Genomic DNA, 14,434 nt, shown 5'->3' on the forward strand with positions numbered 1-14,434 from the left:
ACCGTTCAGGCCGACGCCAACGGCCGACCTTCACCCCAAGGAGTGCGCCATGACCACCGAAGCTACAGTATTCGCCACCGACGCGGAGTTGCTGGCCGCCATCGAACCGGCAACCGGCGGACGGACCATCCTCGACCCGGCCACCGGCGAACCCGTGGGCCGCGCACCGGAGCACACCGTCGCCGACCTCGATTCGGCCGTCGCCGCCGCCCGCGCGGCGCAACCGGCCTGGGCCGCCCAGGGCCACGCCGCACGCAGCGAGGCGCTGAACCGCGCCGCCGATGCCGTCGAGGCCAACGCCGAGGCACTGGCCGTGCTGCTTTCCCGCGAACAAGGCAAGCCGCTGAACGGGCCCAATGCCCGGTTCGAGGTCGGCGCCTGCGCCGCATGGCTGCGTGCCACGGCCGCCTTCGCCCTGGATCCGGAGGTGCTGGTGGATGACGAGGGCGGCCGCGCCGAACTCCACTACCGCCCGCTGGGCGTGGTCGGCGCCATCGGCCCCTGGAACTGGCCCATGATGATCTCCGTCTGGCAGCTGGCCCCGGCCCTGCGCATGGGCAACACCGTGGTGCTCAAGCCCTCCGAATACACCCCGCTTTCGGTGCTCGCCCTCGCCCGCGTCATCAACTCCGCACTGCCGCAGGACCTGCTGCAGGTGGTCTCCGGCGGCCGCGACGTCGGCGAGGCGCTGTCCACCCACCGGGGGATCGACAAGATCATGTTCACCGGGTCCACAGCGACGGGCAAGGCCATCATCCGCTCCAGCGCGGACACGGTCAAGCGCGTCACCCTGGAGCTCGGCGGCAACGACGCCGGCATCGTGCTGCCCGACGCGGACCCGAAGGCCATCGCCATGGACCTGTTCTGGGGCGCCTTCATCAACACCGGCCAGACCTGCGCGGCCCTGAAGCGCCTCTACGTGCACGAAGACCTCTACGAGCAGGTGTGCGAGGCACTGGCGGAAGTCGCCTCGCAGATGCCCATGGGCGTGGGGCTGGACGAGAACAACGTGCTGGGTCCGCTGCAGAACAAGGCGCAGTTCGACATCGTTTCCTCGCTCGTGCAGCAGGCCAAGGACGCGGGCGCCCGGATCCTGCTGGGCGGAAACCCGGAGGCCGGCCAGCCCGGCTTCTTCTACCCGACGACGCTTGTCGCGGACATCGAGAACTCGAACCCGCTGGTCGCCCAGGAGCAGTTCGGCCCGGCCCTGCCGATCATCAAGTACTCGAACCTGGATGAGGCCATCGAGATGGCCAACGGGCTCGAGGTGGGCCTCGGCGCCTCGGTCTGGTCCGGCGACAAGGATGCCGCCCGCGAGGTGGCCGCCCGCATCGAGGCCGGCACGGTGTGGATCAACAAGCACGGCGCCGTTGACCCGCGGGTCCCGTTCGGCGGGGCCAAGCAGTCCGGATACGGACTGGAGTTCGGCTCCGAAGGCCTCAAGCACCTGGGCCAGCCCCAGGTCATCAGCTACTAAGACGACAGGACTACAGACATGGAATTCGATTACCTCGTGGTTGGCGCCGGCTCGGCCGGCAACGTCATAGCCCGACGCCTGGTGGATGCCGGGAAGCGCGTGGCTGTGCTGGAAGCAGGCGAGGCGGACACCAACCCGAACATCGCCCAGCTCTACACCCTCGGCCTGCTCTGGCACAGCGAACAGGACTGGGACTACTACACCACCGCACAGGCCGGGGCCGCGGGCCGCCGCATCCACCTGCCGCGCGGCAAGGTCATGGGCGGCTCGCACGCGTTGAACGCGACGATTTGGGTGCGCGGGGACCGCCGGGACTACGAAGCCTGGGAGAAGGAGGGGTGCGCCGGTTGGGGCTGGGACGATGTCTTGCCCGTGTACAAGGCCATCGAGAACTTCGACGGCGGTTCCTCGCAGACCCGCGGCGATGCCGGGCTGCTCGACGTCGTGCAGGACTTCGCACGCAACCCCATCCAGGAAGACATGTTGGCGGGCGCCGTGGAGGCCGGGATCCCGCTGAACGATGACTACAACTCAGGTGACGTGGAGGGTGTCTCCCGGATGCAGCTCAACGTGCGCGACGGCAAGCGGTTCAACACCTGGCACGCCTACCTCAAGCCGGTGGCCGGGCACCCCAACCTGACGATCCTCACCGGCGCCCACGTGCGGCGCCTTCTCGTCGAGGACGGGCACGTGGTGGGCGTCGAGTTCGACCACGACGGCGAACGGAAGACGCTGCGCGCCGGGGAAACCGTGCTGGCCGCCGGGGCCATCAACTCCCCGGAGATCCTGCTGCGCTCGGGCATCGGCCCGGCCGGCGAACTGCGCGAGGCAGGCATCGAGCCGGTGCACGACCTGCCCGGTGTCGGCAAGAACCTCCAGGACCATCTGCTCTCCCCCGTCATCTTCGCCACCGACGCCAAGCCGGTTCCGATGGGCGACGTGGCCCCAGCGGAGGTCCACTTCTTTGCCAAGAGCCGGCCCGGGCTTCCCGTGGCCGACACGCAGCCGATCTTCTTCTCGGTCCCGATGTATTCGCAGGGATTCGGGCCGGGCGAAATGACCGGGCCGGACAACGCCTTTTCGATGCTCGGCGGCCTGGTCCGCCCGCAAAGCCGCGGCGAGATCACGCTCAGCGGCCCCGGCGAGCAGGACCCGCTCCTGATCGACCTCGGCGCCCTCTCGGAGCAGGCCGATGTCGATGCGCTGGTGGCCTCGGTGCGCCAATGCCGCGAGATCGGCCGCACCCAGGCGCTGGCCGGCTGGGAGCCCCGGGAAATCTACCCCGGTCCCGAGGTTTCCGACGACGACCTTGAACAGTATGTGCGCGAATCCGTGGTGACGTACCACCACCAGGTTGGCACCTGCAAGATGGGTGTCGACGAGCTGGCTGTCGTGGACCCGGGCACCTTCCGGGTCCACGGGCTCTCGGGCCTGCGGATCGCGGATGCCTCGATCATGCCGCTGGTTCCCACCGGAAACACCAATGCGCCCTCGGTGATGATCGGGGAACGCGCCGCCGCGGTGCTCATCGGTTCCTGAACCAACCTCGGTGCACGGCGCGGGCCTTTGGAGGTCCCGCGACGTGCACCGACGCACCCGAACCGGTGATCTATCGTGGAAGCCGCGGGGAAGGTCCCGACCCCGAGCCACCGGATCCCGAGGAAGGCGCGTCGTGCACGTCAACACGTTTGAACTTCGTCCCGACCCCACGGGTGGCTTCGACTTCGTCATCGACGGCCGTTTCCTGCGCGGGCTGGTATTTGCCCCGTCGAATCCCGCGCATGACCCCCTGACCTTGCTGCGGCGCGGCTCATACCTCGATGCGGCGCTGGAACAGATCCGGCGGCTCAAGGGCGAGGCCCCAGCCGACCTGGACGGGGACCGCGTGTGGCTGTATTTCTGCTCCTCGTGCTTGGACGAGGGATGCGGCGGAGTCAACGTCAGGGTCACAGTATCGGCGAACGTCGTGGTGTGGTCGGACTTCACTAACGACCCCGATTCCGAACCCGACCCCGAAGAAGACAACGAACCCGACCCGCTGGATGACATCGGCCCCTTCACCTTTGAGCGGGCCGCGTACAAGAAGGCCCTCGACGACCTCGGAGTGTACCTGCGCGCGGTCTTCGCCGAGGCACACTCCCTCACGGCGTTCCCCAAGCCCGCGGCACTGGGCATCGGGGCCGGGGTATCCCGGCGCAGCCTTCGGCTCCACGATCCCAGGGAAGGGCTGCAATGGACGGTCGACGGCTTGCCGCTGGCCCGGATCCTGCAGAAATCCCTGGGACGGGTGAAATCGAAGCAAGAGCGCAGAAGGCTTTCCGGCCTGGTGCATTCGCCCGTCCACGAACGCGGAACCCCCTACGGCCCGGCGGGTGGCGAGATCCTGGAGATGCTCCTGGGCCAGCGCGCTTTTGCCGAATATCCGGGCAGGGTTCCGCTGTTGGTCGGTGAGCACCTCAAGGTCGATCGCGGTGCTATCACTGCCCGGGTCAGGCGGCTTGAGCGCACTGTCCTCTGGGACGGGTTCCAGGCACATGACACCGGGTTCGCCGAGCCATTCCACCTCTTCCCGCACGGGCTGTCCTATCGTTTCGATCTGCAGCAGTACGATGAATTGCTGCGCCAAACATTCAACCGGCTCTGACCAAACGGCCCCCTGCCTGCGATCGGACCGGCGCGTCTCCCCGGCCTTCCGGTGTCGCGTTGCAGCCGGCAGTAAAATGGCTGGGAACCGAACCGCACTCCCACAAAGGCGAAACCCCATATGTTGACTCTCAAGCAGGACTCCGACGGCAACATCCGCATGCGCGCCATCTATCCGGCCGGCGTCCGCGTCACCGTCGAATTCACCGATGGCAGCACCGAGGAATACAGCGGCAAACGCCTGAACGAACTGCGCACCGAAGCCAACAAGGCATTCCGCCTGGCCAACGACCTGGATGCCAAGGGCTTCGACCGCAACAAGGGCAAGCCGCTGGCACGCAACAAGGTCGTCGAGTTCGTGCCGATCCGCCCGGGCATGTCCACGAAGTAGTCCCAAGCGACAGCCGGGCCTCCCTCGGGATGCCGGCGGCGGCTCAGGACAAGACGTCCTTGGTGGCGAACCTGGCCCAGGCCAGCGCCCCGAAGACCAACACGTAGCCGCCCTGCAGCACGGCATTCTCGCCGAACGACGTCCACAGGATGGGCTCGCGGAGCATGTCCGCGAAGCCCATCCAGTGGTGCGGGAACAGCCACGGGTGCAACCAGTCCAGCTGCGGCAGCTGGTTCAGGATCTGCGCGGTGACGGCAAGCACCGCCGTGGCCGCCATGGCACCGACAGGCACGTCCGTGAGTGTGGAGATGAACAGGCCGACGGCCGCCAGCCCCAGCAGCGAGAGCGCCACATAGGCGGCGATGAGACCCACCCGCCCCAACGCGCCGGCGGTGCCGATCGTGTCCCCCGAGAGCAGGGTCACCGGTCCCACGGGGAAAAGCAGCCAGCCAACCAGCACCCCGCACAGCGCCACCATGAGTGCCGCGGCCAGGCAGAAGACCACCGCTGCCACGTACTTGACAAGCAGCAGCCGCGGGCGCGAAACGGGGGCCGTGAGCAGGTAGCGCAGCGTCCCGGCACCAGCCTCCCCGGCGATCGAATCCCCCGCAACCACCGAGACGGTCAGCGGCAGGAAGAGCGGGATGCACACCAGCAGACCGGTGACGGCGACGAACAATCCGTTGCCCGCCACCCTGTCCAGGAACGCGGGGCCGCGCCCGGACGGCGGACCGGAGGTGAGCCTGACGGCCACGGCGATGAGCACCGGCACCGCCCCCAGCGCCAGCAGCATGGCCCAAGTGCGGCGGCGCCTGAAGAGCAGCGCGAGTTCCGAGCGCATCAATCCGCTACTGAGCAAGGTCGAACCCCTCCCCCGTCATCTCCACAAAGCGTTCCTCCAGGCTGGCCGGTTCCACGCCGAAGCCGCGCACGCGCACGCCGGCGGCCACCAGCTCTGCCACGATCCGCTCGGCCTCCGGAGCCCCTTCGGCAAGCACCGAACCCAGCATGGCATCGGTGCCGTGGTCCTGCGGGTCGAGCGTTGCCTCGAGCCCCAGCCCCGCCAGCACGCCCAAGGCGAGCGCGGCATCCGGGGTGCGCAGCGCCAGCCGGTTGCGCCCGCCGGACCGCAACTGCGCCAGCGTCCCCTGGGCCAGCAGGTTTCCGGTGCTCATCACCGCCACATGGGTGCACATCTGCTCGATCTCGCTGAGCAGGTGGCTGGAGACGAAGATGGTTGTCCCTTCGGCCGCGAGTGCCCCGATCAGGTGCCTGACCTCGCGGGTGCCCTGCGGGTCAAGGCCGTTCGTCGGTTCGTCGAGAACCAGCAGGTCGCGTTCGCGCAACAGCGCATTGGCGATACCCAGGCGTTGTTTCATGCCCAGGGAGTAGGCGTGCACGGCCAGCTTGGCGGCCTTGGACAAGCCGACCTTCTCCAGCGCCAAGTCCACGCGCCCACGCCGGGTCGCCGGGTCCGAGGTGGTGTCGGCGCAATCCATGCGGACCAGGTTGGCCCGCCCGGAGAGGTAGGGGTGGAAGGCGGGCCCCTCGATCAGGGCGCCGACGCGGGGAAGCACCTGGGCCGCGGCCGCGGGCATGGGTCGCGAGAGCAGGTTGATGCTGCCGCTGCCGGGCGTGGCGAGCCCGAGCAGCATCCGGATGGTGGTGGTCTTCCCGGACCCGTTGGGGCCCAGGAACCCGAAGACCGATCCGTGCGGCACCTCGAGGTCGAGGTTGTTGACGGCCCGGCGCTTGCCGAAGCTCTTGCCCAGCCCGAAGGTCTGGATGGCGGGTTCCCCGTCGCGGGGCGGGTCGCTCACCGGCCGTCGGCCACGGCCTGCAGCCGGGCCTCGGGTACGGCACCGACGAGCACTTCCCCGTCGTCTGTGACAAGGACGTTCAGCAGCGCGGTGTGCAGGAGCCGACCGCCCTCGACGGGTACGGCGAGCTGGTCCAGCATTGCGGAGTCCAGCAGGTCCGGTGGCACCTGTTCACCGGAAAGCACAGCCACGGTTTCCCAACCCGTTCCCACGGTTTCCGGCTTTCCGCGCATGCCGTCCTTGGCCATGCCATCGCCCATGTCCTTGTGGTTCATGTCCTCGTTGTTCATGCCCATGTGGCCCATGTCCCGCTGCCGCATGTGTTCGGACATGTCGTGTTCGCGGATCGTGGCGCCCTCCGGCGGGGTGAAGTCGAACCGGGCCGCGTCAGGGGTTTCGGGGGTGAAGGAGCTGAACTCGATGGAGATGGCAGGTTCCTCCTGGCCCACCGCGTCCACGGTGACGCCCAGCGGCACGCCGGTATCGGCATCGACGTCGATGCCGACACCGGCCACCAGGGTGTCCTCGGTGCGCGGGGTCAGTTCCAGACTGTAGGCATCGCGGCCCGCGATCCTCACGTCCCCGTTGACCTCCACCATGGTGCTCGGGTCGATGTCGGCCAGGAACTTCTGCGCAAGTTCGCCCGGTGTCATCGATTCCCCGTTGCCGCCGCCTTCCCAGTGCCCCATGCCATCCTCGGGCAGGGTGGCCCGCTCCGCGGTGTTTGTCGCCGAGTCCCAGTGCCACAGTTCGGTGCCGTTGCGGATGAAGTCCTGCTCGTCCATGCCGTCCATGACCTGCAGCCGGAGCTTGTCCGGCTTGTCCGCGTAGATGCGTGCCTCGTGGGTTCCGGACAGCGCGGAAAGCATGTGGGCCAGCTTGTCGGCGCCGGATTCCCCGGGGCCGGACTCCCCCAGGTCCCCGGACGCGCCCGGATCGGAGGGGCCGAACCCCTCTCCGTCGGGCAGCTGCGGCAGGCCCAGGTCGAAGGCCGCGGTGAGGTTCCCGGAAAAGTCGGTGTCCTTGGAGTTCGCGATCATCTCCAGGACTTCCTGCGGTGACTTGGGCTCCAGCGCCGTCTCCGCCCGGGCGGAGGTACCGGCCCCCACGGCGATCGCGGCGACAAGCACGGGCGCCGCCGCCGCTGGTATCCATTTCTTGGCTGCTACGGGTTTCATGGCCATCAATCCCGACATCGGTACGTGCGCACGTGCGCGCATGTACTTCCACGGTACGCCGCCGGGACACCGATGGCGACGCCCCGGCACAAACAGCACAAAGCGCCGCACGGAAGGCGGGGTAATCCCGTCCTCCGTGAGGCGCCACTGGTGCGTCCGGCGGCCCTTAGGCCAGGGTTGCCACCGGCTGGGCAGCAGGCTGGCCGATGGGCTGGCCGATCGGCGGCACGTACCGCACGGCACCCTTGTCAGCGGACTGCGCGAAGGCCGCGTAGGCACGCAGCGCCGGCGAGACCACGCGGTCGCGGTCGCGCGGCTGGTAGCCGATGGTGGATTCGAGCACCGCGCGGCGGCGCTCCAACTCGTCCTCCGAGACCTCAAGGGTGATGGAGCGCGAGGGGATGTCGATGGAGACGGTGTCCCCGTTCTCCACCAGCGCGATGGCCCCGCCGGCCGCTGCCTCCGGGGAGATGTGGCCGATCGAGAGTCCCGAGGTGCCGCCGGAGAAGCGGCCGTCGGTGATCAGCGCGCACTTGGCGCCCAGGCCCAGGCCCTTGAGGAAGGAGGTCGGGTAGAGCATTTCCTGCATGCCCGGGCCGCCGCGCGGGCCCTCGTAGCGGATCACCACGACGTCGCCGGCAACGATTTCCTTGCTCAGGATCGCGGTGACGGCGTCGTCCTGGGACTCGAAGACCACGGCCGGGCCGGAGAACGTGAGGATCGATTCGTCGACGCCGGCGGTCTTGACCACGCAGCCGTCGGCGGAGATGTTGCCGCGCAGCACGGCCAGGCCGCCCTCGACGGAGTGGGCGTGTTCCATGGAGCGGATGCAGCCGTTCTTGGCATCCAGGTCCAGGGTGTCCCAGCGCTCGGACTGGGAGAACGCCTCGGCGGAGCGCACGCAGCCGGGGGCCGCGTGGAACAGCTCGATCGCCGTCTCGGTGGCCTTGCCGCCGCGGATGTCCCAGTCGTCGAGCCAGCTGCGCAGGTCGGTGCTGTGCACGGAGCGGACGTTGTGGTTCAGGCGGCCTCCGCGGTCCAGCTCGCCCAGGATGGCGGGGATTCCGCCGGCACGGTGGACGTCCTCGACCAGGTAGTCGCCGTTGGGGGCGACCTTGGTCAGGCAGGGGGTGCGGCGGGAGATTTCGTCGATGTCGTCGAGCGTGAAGTCCAGCTCGGCCTCCTGCGCCGCGGCCAGCAGGTGCAGGATGGTGTTGGAGGAGCCGCCCATGGCGATGTCCATGGTCATGGCGTTCTCGAAGGCGGGGCGGTCCGCGATGGCGCGCGGCAGCACCGACTCGTCGCCGTCGAAGTAGTAGGACTTGGTGATCTCCACGACCGCGCGGCCGGCGTCCTCGTAGAGGTCCTTGCGGGCGGTGTGCGTTGCCAGCGTGGTTCCGTTGCCCGGCAGCGAGAGGCCCAGGGCCTCGGTGAGGCAGTTCATCGAGTTGGCGGTGAACATGCCGGAGCAGGAACCGCACGTGGGGCAGGCATTTTCCTCGACGTTCAGCAGGTCCTCGTCGGAGACCGAGTCGTTGACGGCGTCGGCGATCGCGGAGATCAGGTTCAGGCGCTTGCGCACGGTGCCGTCCACCAGCACGGCGGTGCCGCCCTCCATCGGGCCGCCGGAGACGAACACCGTGGGGATGTTCAGGCGCATGGCGGCCATCATCATGCCCGGGGTGATCTTGTCGCAGTTGGAGATGCAGATCAGTGCGTCGGCGCAGTGGGCGTTGACCATGTACTCGACGGAGTCGGCGATCAGGTCGCGGGAGGGCAGCGAGTAGAGCATGCCGCCGTGGCCCATGGCGATGCCGTCGTCGACGGCGATGGTGTTGAATTCGCGCGGGATGCCGCCGGCCTCGATGATGGCGTCGGAGACGATCCGGCCCACGGGCTGGAGGTGGGTGTGCCCGGGCACGAACTCTGTGAAGCTGTTGGCGACGGCGATGATCGGCTTTCCGAAGTCGGAGCCCTTGACTCCGGCGGCGCGGAGCAGGGCGCGGGCGCCGACCATGTTGCGGCCGTGGGTGACTGTTCGTGAACGTAATTCAGGCATGGAACCATCTAACCAAAGAACGCGAGCGGGCCGGAAGACGGTGCCAATACTAGTAGTGGCAGTGATAGATTTAGGTCAATGAGCGATGAACGCAGGCGGGAACTGGGGCAGTTCCTGCGCGACAGGCGCGGCAACCTGGTCCGCGCCGAATTGGGACTGCCGCCGATCGGTCGCAACCGCACGCTGGGCCTGCGCCGGGAGGAAATTGCCTCCTTTGCCGCCGTCAGCGTCACCTGGTACACCTGGCTTGAACAGGGCCGGGACATCAATGCCTCGCGGCAGGTCTTTGAATCGATCGCGCGGGTGCTCGCCCTGACCCCGGCGGAGACCTCGTACCTGCTGGCCATGGGCGGCTACACGCCGGCTCCGGCCACCGAGGCCGTGCCGATCGAGCAGGCGCCGGACCACCTGCAGCGGCTGCTCGAGACCTTCGACTTCCCGGCCTTTGCCGTCGCGCCGGACTGGGGAATCGCCGGATGGAACCGCGCCTACGAGGGCCTCTATGCGCGAATCGCCACGGCGCAGCCGCAGGAGCGGAACCTGCTCTGGCTGATCTTCACCGACCCGCACCTGCGCGAGATGCTGCCCGACTGGGAGGAAACCTCCCGGCACTTCGTGGCCGAGTTCCGCGCCGAGGCCGGCGCCCGCCTGGGGTCGGCGGCCCACAAGGCGCTCATCAAGCGGCTGGGCGAAGCCAACCCGCAATTCGCCAAGCTGTGGGCGGACCGCGGGGTGGAGCGTTTCGCCTCCCGGCAGCGGGTCTTCCTGCACCCGCTCGCCGGCGAGCTGGTCTTCGAACAACACCGGCTGGTGCCCTCCGACGCACCGGACCTGCACCTTGTCATGTATGCACCGGTGGCCGGTACCCCGACCAGGGAGCGGATCCGCGAGCTGGTCGCGGGGACCGCCCCCCACGAGGACACGGTCCCCGCGGGCTGAGCCGCGCGGGGCGGCGCCGCTTAGGCGCCCGAACGCAGCGCCAACAGCCCGTCGATCTGGCCCATGGCCTCACGCATGCCCTCCTCCATGCCCATCTTGAGCATTTCCTCGAGCTGTTCCAGGCTCTCGAAGGTGCTCCGGGTGGTCATCCGGGTGGTGGCGCCGTCGCCCTCGAGGGTCACCGTGCAGTGCGTGGTGCCGAGGAACCCGCTGGGCTCGCCGTCGTCCCCGGCGAAGCCGTCGTCGAACTCGAGTGACGAGGGGGCCTGGACGGCTGTGGTCTTCCACCAGCCGCGGGACTTCTCGCCCTCCGGGCCCGTCATGTAGTAGCGGGATTCGCCGCCGGCGACGAGTTCGTGGCGGACGAACGTGGCGGGCCACGTCGGCGGGCCCCACCAGCGCTCGAGCTGCCGCGGGTCCTCCCAGACCTGCCAGACGCGCTCGAGGTCCGCCGCGAATTCCGCGACGAAGGTGAGCGAGAGGTTTTCGGTGTCCTGGTGTGAACTGATGACGGTCATGGTTCCGTTCCCTTGTCTGGTTCGGAGAGGATCTCCCCGATGCGGTTCGCGCGCTGCCGCCAGATCTCCCCGTAGGCGTCGAGCAGTTGCGCCGCGCGGCGCAGCATGTCCGGGTTTCCGTGCACGATCTGCTCCCTTCCGCGCTTTTCCTTGGTGATCAGCGAGGCCTTTTCCAGGACCGCGACGTGCTTTTGCACGGCCGCGAAACTCATCCGGTAGTGCCTCGCCAGTTCGGAGACCGATTGTTCCCGTTGCATCGCCTGCTTGATGATGTCGCGCCGGGTCGCATCCGCCATGGCCTGGAAGATGCGGTCGATCTCGGTTTCGCTCAATTCATATACAACCATTTGGTTGTAGGTTACGCCGGGGCCGGCCGCTGGGCAAGGGGTTTCACGAACCTCTTTGCCCGCGTGCGCCCCTGCCTTTCCCCGCAAAGCACGACGGCCCGCCCCCGGGTGCGGGGACGGGCCGGACCGGGCAACAGATCCTTAGGTGTAGAGCGAGATCGGCTGCACCGTTCCGTTGAGGAAGTACGCACCGACCTCGATCTTCTTGTAGTCCACGGGATCGTGCAACGAGTGGGTGCGGATGTTGCGCCAGTACAGGTCAAGGCCCACCGAGCGCTTTGTCGAACTCGCACCCGTCACCTCGAACACGCGGCTGGTGACCTCGAGCGCCGTCTCCGTGGAGACGACCTTAAGCCCGGCCACCTCCACCTCGAGGCGTGCGCGGTCCGCTTCGGTCACAGCGCCGCCCAGGCCGATGACCTCGTCGTAGCGGCGGTTCAGCTTGTCCGCGAGGGCCTCAACGGCCTGGGTCCTGGCCACGAGCTCACCGAAGGTGCGGTGCACCAGCGGGTCCTCGGCGTAGGCCTGCACCCCGGAGAGGAACCAGGAGTTGGGGCGTGCCAGTGTCAGGTCCCGGGCCTGGTCCAGCGCGCCCTCGGCGGCAGCCAGGTAGATGTTCCCGAAGAGCAGTTGAACGCCCGGGGTCACCACGGTGGAGAACGCGCTGCCGTCATCGAACCCCACGATATCCGCCTCCTCCACGCGGACCGCCTCGAAGCGCACGGAACCACTGGCCGAGGCGCGCTGGCCCAGGTGGTCCCAGTCCCCCGGGAAACCGATGCCCGCACGCCCTCGCTCCACGGCGAAGATGACCACGCGGCCGTCGTGTACGCCGCCGCTGGCCTGCGCCGCGGAGATGATCACGTCGGTGGCCGATGCCCCCGTGGCAAAACGCTTGAGCCCGGTCAACAGGTAACCCGTTCCGTCTGCGACAAGTTCGAGGTCCGGGTCGACGGGGTTCAGCGCGTCGCTCCAGAGCTCCTTCCGTTCGGCGATGTTCAGGAACCACGCCGACTGGTCGCGGCCCGCCCCGTAGAAACCGAGGCACGAGGAGTTCAGGTAGTGGTAGCCCAGGATCTGCGCCACCGAGGCATCGGCCCGCGCCAGGATCCGGATCACCCGGAAGGCCGTTTCCCAGTGCGCACCGGCGCCGCCGTGGACGGCCGGGACCACCAGGCCCGCCAGCCCGTGGGTGCGCAGCAGTTCCAGCGCGTCCAGCGGGTCGGTTCCTTCGCGGTCGCGCTCCAGGGCGCCACGGGCCAGTTCGGTGGCGACGGTCTGCGCCACGGCGCTCCACTGCTCCAGCTCGGCGGCGTCGGCGTGGCCGGACCAGAGGTTCGTGGAGGCCGGGGCCTGCGGTGAAAGGACGGTGCTCATGGGTGCTCCTGGAAAGACGTGCGGTTGAAGGGGTGAGGCGGTGCCGGTGCTAGTCGAGGACCACGGTGCGGCGGCCCGCGGCCACCACGGGGCCGGCGACAAGGGCCGCACCCAGCAGGACCAGCACGCCGATGGAGAACGGGCCGTAGCTGCTCTCACCGACCAGCACCGGGAGGTTCACCAGGATGATGGCAAGGAAGGCCAGCAGCCCGACAAGCCCCAGTGCCGGGGCGATGCGGCGCTGCCAGACCGGGCCGCCGCGTTCCTTGCGCCCGAAGAAGACCAGCACTGCGACAGAGGTCAGCGCCAGCAGCAGGACGATGCCGACCGAGGAAATCCCGCCGAGCCAGGTGTAGAACTGGGCAATCGGGTCGAGCCCGAGCACAGCGGCGACGAGCACCAGCACGGCGACGGTGCCGGAGGCCGCCAGCGAGGCGGCCGACGGTGCACCGTGGACCCGGTGGGCGCTGCCCAGCGGTGCGGGCAGCACGCCGCGGGCGCCGAGCTGGAACAGGTAGCGGGAGGCGATGTTGTGGAAGGAGAGGATGCAGGCGAAAAGGCTCGTGACGAAGAGCAGCTGCACGATGTGTCCGCCGGCGGCGCCCAGGTAGGCCTGGGTGGTGGTCTGCAGGATGGTGCCCGGGTTCTCGGTCGCGTTGGCGACGATGTCGCTCTCGCCGTTGGCGCTGATCAACACCCAGCTGGAGATGGTGTAGAAGATGCCGATGGAGATCAGCGAGATGTACGTGGCCCGCGGGATGGTGCGGTCCGGGTCCCTGGCCTCGTCGCGGAAGACCGCGGTGGCCTCGAAGCCCACGAAGCTGAGGATGGCGAAGAGGATGCCCATGCCCGGTGCCCCGGAGACGATTTCCGAGGGGGTCACGATGCCGGTGGCGAAGCCCTCGGGCCCGCCGCCGGAGAACACCACGACTGCGTCGAGGACGAGCACGATCGCTACCTCGGCAATGAGCAGCACGGCCAGCAGCTTTCCGGAGAGCTCGATGTTCCGGTAGCCCAGCGCCGTCACGGCCACGAAGCCGACGGCCGCCCATGCCCACCACGGCAGATCGGGCCCGCCGTAGGACTTGACCAGCTCGGCCAGCCCGGGGCCGAAGAGCCCGAAGACCCCTGCCTCGAGTGCCAGGTAGGCCAGCAGCGCCACGAAGGCGGCGCCCAGGCCGAACCCGCGACCCAGCCCCTTGCTGACGTAGGAGTAGAACGCCCCGGCGGTCGGCACGAAGCGGGTCATCTGGGTGAAGCCCACGGAGAAGAGCAGCAGCACCACGGTGGCGATGACGAAGGAGAAGGGGAAGCCCGCGCCGTTGCCGAAGGCGATGCCGAGCGGAACCGGGCCGCCGATGACCCCCAGGGGCGAGGCCGCGGCGACGACGATGAAGACGATGGAGGCGACGCCGAGGTTGCCGCGCAACCGGGGACGGGCGGTTGCGGCATCCGGCGCGCCGGCGGGCGCTGGTGCTAGGGTCTGTTGCTGGGACATGATGGGTTGCTCCGAACGGAAGATCACTTAATGGGAATTGGATCCAGATTAGGTTCGCTTCGTGTCGGGGACCCGTCACATGTACGGGCATTGCCTTTGACGACGGAGGATGACGCGGCCTGACCGCCCCGGAACGGCCCTGCGCGTCATACAACTACATGAACGCGCCATTTTTTGTCCGGTCCGG

General features: G+C 68.5%; 13 protein-coding genes. 5 read left to right on the forward strand and 8 right to left on the reverse strand.

Annotated elements, in window-relative coordinates:
* Nucleotides 1–49: 49 nt before the first annotated feature.
* The 4 genes from ACSYDW_RS05315 (at nt 50) to ACSYDW_RS05330 (ending at nt 4,511) form a co-directional block, all read left to right on the forward strand.
* Nucleotides 50–1,477: an aldehyde dehydrogenase family protein gene (locus ACSYDW_RS05315; RefSeq protein WP_438337666.1), complete on the forward strand. Its 1,428-nt coding sequence runs from the start codon at nt 50–52 to the stop codon at nt 1,475–1,477.
* A gap of 18 nt (nt 1,478–1,495) precedes the next feature.
* Nucleotides 1,496–3,016, forward strand: coding sequence for a GMC family oxidoreductase (locus ACSYDW_RS05320; protein ID WP_438337667.1), 1,521 nt, complete (start codon nt 1,496–1,498; stop codon nt 3,014–3,016).
* Between the two features lie 133 nt (nt 3,017–3,149).
* Entirely contained in the window at nt 3,150–4,121 is a 972-nt protein-coding gene (locus ACSYDW_RS05325) for a hypothetical protein (protein ID WP_438337668.1), read from the forward strand.
* Nucleotides 4,122–4,241: 120 nt separating this feature from the next.
* On the forward strand, nt 4,242–4,511 hold the full coding sequence (locus tag ACSYDW_RS05330) for a hypothetical protein (RefSeq protein ID WP_438337669.1): 270 nt from the start codon (nt 4,242–4,244) through the stop codon (nt 4,509–4,511).
* 43 nt (nt 4,512–4,554) lie between these two features.
* Here the strand turns inward: ACSYDW_RS05330 and ACSYDW_RS05335 are convergent, their stop codons facing one another.
* The 4 genes from ACSYDW_RS05335 to ilvD all read right to left on the reverse strand — a co-directional run bounded on the left by ACSYDW_RS05335 (nt 4,555) and on the right by ilvD (nt 9,568).
* Nucleotides 4,555–5,352, reverse strand: coding sequence for an ABC transporter permease (locus ACSYDW_RS05335; protein WP_438337950.1), 798 nt, complete (start codon nt 5,350–5,352; stop codon nt 4,555–4,557).
* Nucleotides 5,353–5,359: 7 nt separating this feature from the next.
* On the reverse strand, nt 5,360–6,331 hold the full coding sequence (locus ACSYDW_RS05340) for an ABC transporter ATP-binding protein (protein ID WP_438337670.1): 972 nt from the start codon (nt 6,329–6,331) through the stop codon (nt 5,360–5,362).
* The gene (locus ACSYDW_RS05345) at nt 6,328–7,509 is read right to left on the reverse strand and encodes a LolA family protein (RefSeq protein ID WP_438337671.1); all 1,182 of its coding nucleotides are present in this window, start codon (nt 7,507–7,509) and stop codon (nt 6,328–6,330) included. Before ACSYDW_RS05345 ends, ACSYDW_RS05340 begins: the two co-directional genes overlap by 4 nt.
* A 166-nt stretch (nt 7,510–7,675) precedes the next feature.
* Nucleotides 7,676–9,568, reverse strand: a complete 1,893-nt coding sequence (gene ilvD / locus ACSYDW_RS05350; RefSeq protein WP_438337672.1) for a dihydroxy-acid dehydratase — start codon at nt 9,566–9,568, stop codon at nt 7,676–7,678.
* Nucleotides 9,569–9,646: 78 nt separating this feature from the next.
* On the opposite strand from ilvD, the gene ACSYDW_RS05355 reads away from it, so the two are divergent.
* The gene (locus ACSYDW_RS05355; RefSeq protein ID WP_438337673.1) at nt 9,647–10,507 is read left to right on the forward strand and encodes a helix-turn-helix transcriptional regulator; all 861 of its coding nucleotides are present in this window, start codon (nt 9,647–9,649) and stop codon (nt 10,505–10,507) included.
* Between the two features lie 20 nt (nt 10,508–10,527).
* On the opposite strand, the gene ACSYDW_RS05360 is transcribed toward ACSYDW_RS05355, so the two are convergent.
* The 4 genes from ACSYDW_RS05360 to ACSYDW_RS05375 form a co-directional block, all read right to left on the reverse strand.
* On the reverse strand, nt 10,528–11,025 hold the full coding sequence (locus ACSYDW_RS05360) for an SRPBCC family protein (protein WP_438337674.1): 498 nt from the start codon (nt 11,023–11,025) through the stop codon (nt 10,528–10,530).
* The gene (locus tag ACSYDW_RS05365) at nt 11,022–11,372 is read right to left on the reverse strand and encodes an ArsR/SmtB family transcription factor (RefSeq protein ID WP_438337675.1); all 351 of its coding nucleotides are present in this window, start codon (nt 11,370–11,372) and stop codon (nt 11,022–11,024) included. Before ACSYDW_RS05365 ends, ACSYDW_RS05360 begins: the two co-directional genes overlap by 4 nt.
* A 141-nt stretch (nt 11,373–11,513) precedes the next feature.
* Nucleotides 11,514–12,749 carry an acyl-CoA dehydrogenase family protein gene (locus ACSYDW_RS05370; RefSeq protein ID WP_438337676.1) on the reverse strand — a complete coding sequence of 412 codons (1,236 nt, stop codon included), beginning with the start codon at nt 12,747–12,749 and terminating at the stop codon, nt 11,514–11,516.
* Nucleotides 12,750–12,798: 49 nt separating this feature from the next.
* A complete protein-coding gene (locus tag ACSYDW_RS05375; protein WP_438337677.1) occupies nt 12,799–14,247 on the reverse strand; it encodes an APC family permease in 1,449 nt (482 codons plus the stop codon).
* Between the last annotated feature and the right edge of the window lie 187 nt (nt 14,248–14,434).

This window comes from Paeniglutamicibacter selenitireducens (genome assembly GCF_051550675.1).
In the GTDB taxonomy this organism is placed as follows: domain Bacteria; phylum Actinomycetota; class Actinomycetes; order Actinomycetales; family Micrococcaceae; genus Paeniglutamicibacter.

Bases quoted from the DNA above. Each gene is read 5' to 3' on its own strand.
- ACSYDW_RS05365 (WP_438337675.1), bottom strand. From the start codon at position 11,372: ATGGTTGTATATGAATTGAGCGAAACCGAGATCGACCGCATCTTCCAG.
- ACSYDW_RS05335 (WP_438337950.1), bottom strand. From the start codon at position 5,352: ATGCGCTCGGAACTCGCGCTGCTCTTCAGGCGCCGCCGCACTTGGGCC.
- ACSYDW_RS05355 (WP_438337673.1), top strand. From the start codon at position 9,647: ATGAGCGATGAACGCAGGCGGGAACTGGGGCAGTTCCTGCGCGACAGG.
- ACSYDW_RS05370 (WP_438337676.1), bottom strand. From the start codon at position 12,749: ATGAGCACCGTCCTTTCACCGCAGGCCCCGGCCTCCACGAACCTCTGG.
- ilvD (WP_438337672.1), bottom strand. From the start codon at position 9,568: ATGCCTGAATTACGTTCACGAACAGTCACCCACGGCCGCAACATGGTC.
- ACSYDW_RS05320 (WP_438337667.1), top strand. From the start codon at position 1,496: ATGGAATTCGATTACCTCGTGGTTGGCGCCGGCTCGGCCGGCAACGTC.
- ACSYDW_RS05360 (WP_438337674.1), bottom strand. From the start codon at position 11,025: ATGACCGTCATCAGTTCACACCAGGACACCGAAAACCTCTCGCTCACC.
- ACSYDW_RS05330 (WP_438337669.1), top strand. From the start codon at position 4,242: ATGTTGACTCTCAAGCAGGACTCCGACGGCAACATCCGCATGCGCGCC.
- ACSYDW_RS05375 (WP_438337677.1), bottom strand. From the start codon at position 14,247: ATGTCCCAGCAACAGACCCTAGCACCAGCGCCCGCCGGCGCGCCGGAT.
- ACSYDW_RS05345 (WP_438337671.1), bottom strand. From the start codon at position 7,509: ATGAAACCCGTAGCAGCCAAGAAATGGATACCAGCGGCGGCGGCGCCC.
- ACSYDW_RS05315 (WP_438337666.1), top strand. From the start codon at position 50: ATGACCACCGAAGCTACAGTATTCGCCACCGACGCGGAGTTGCTGGCC.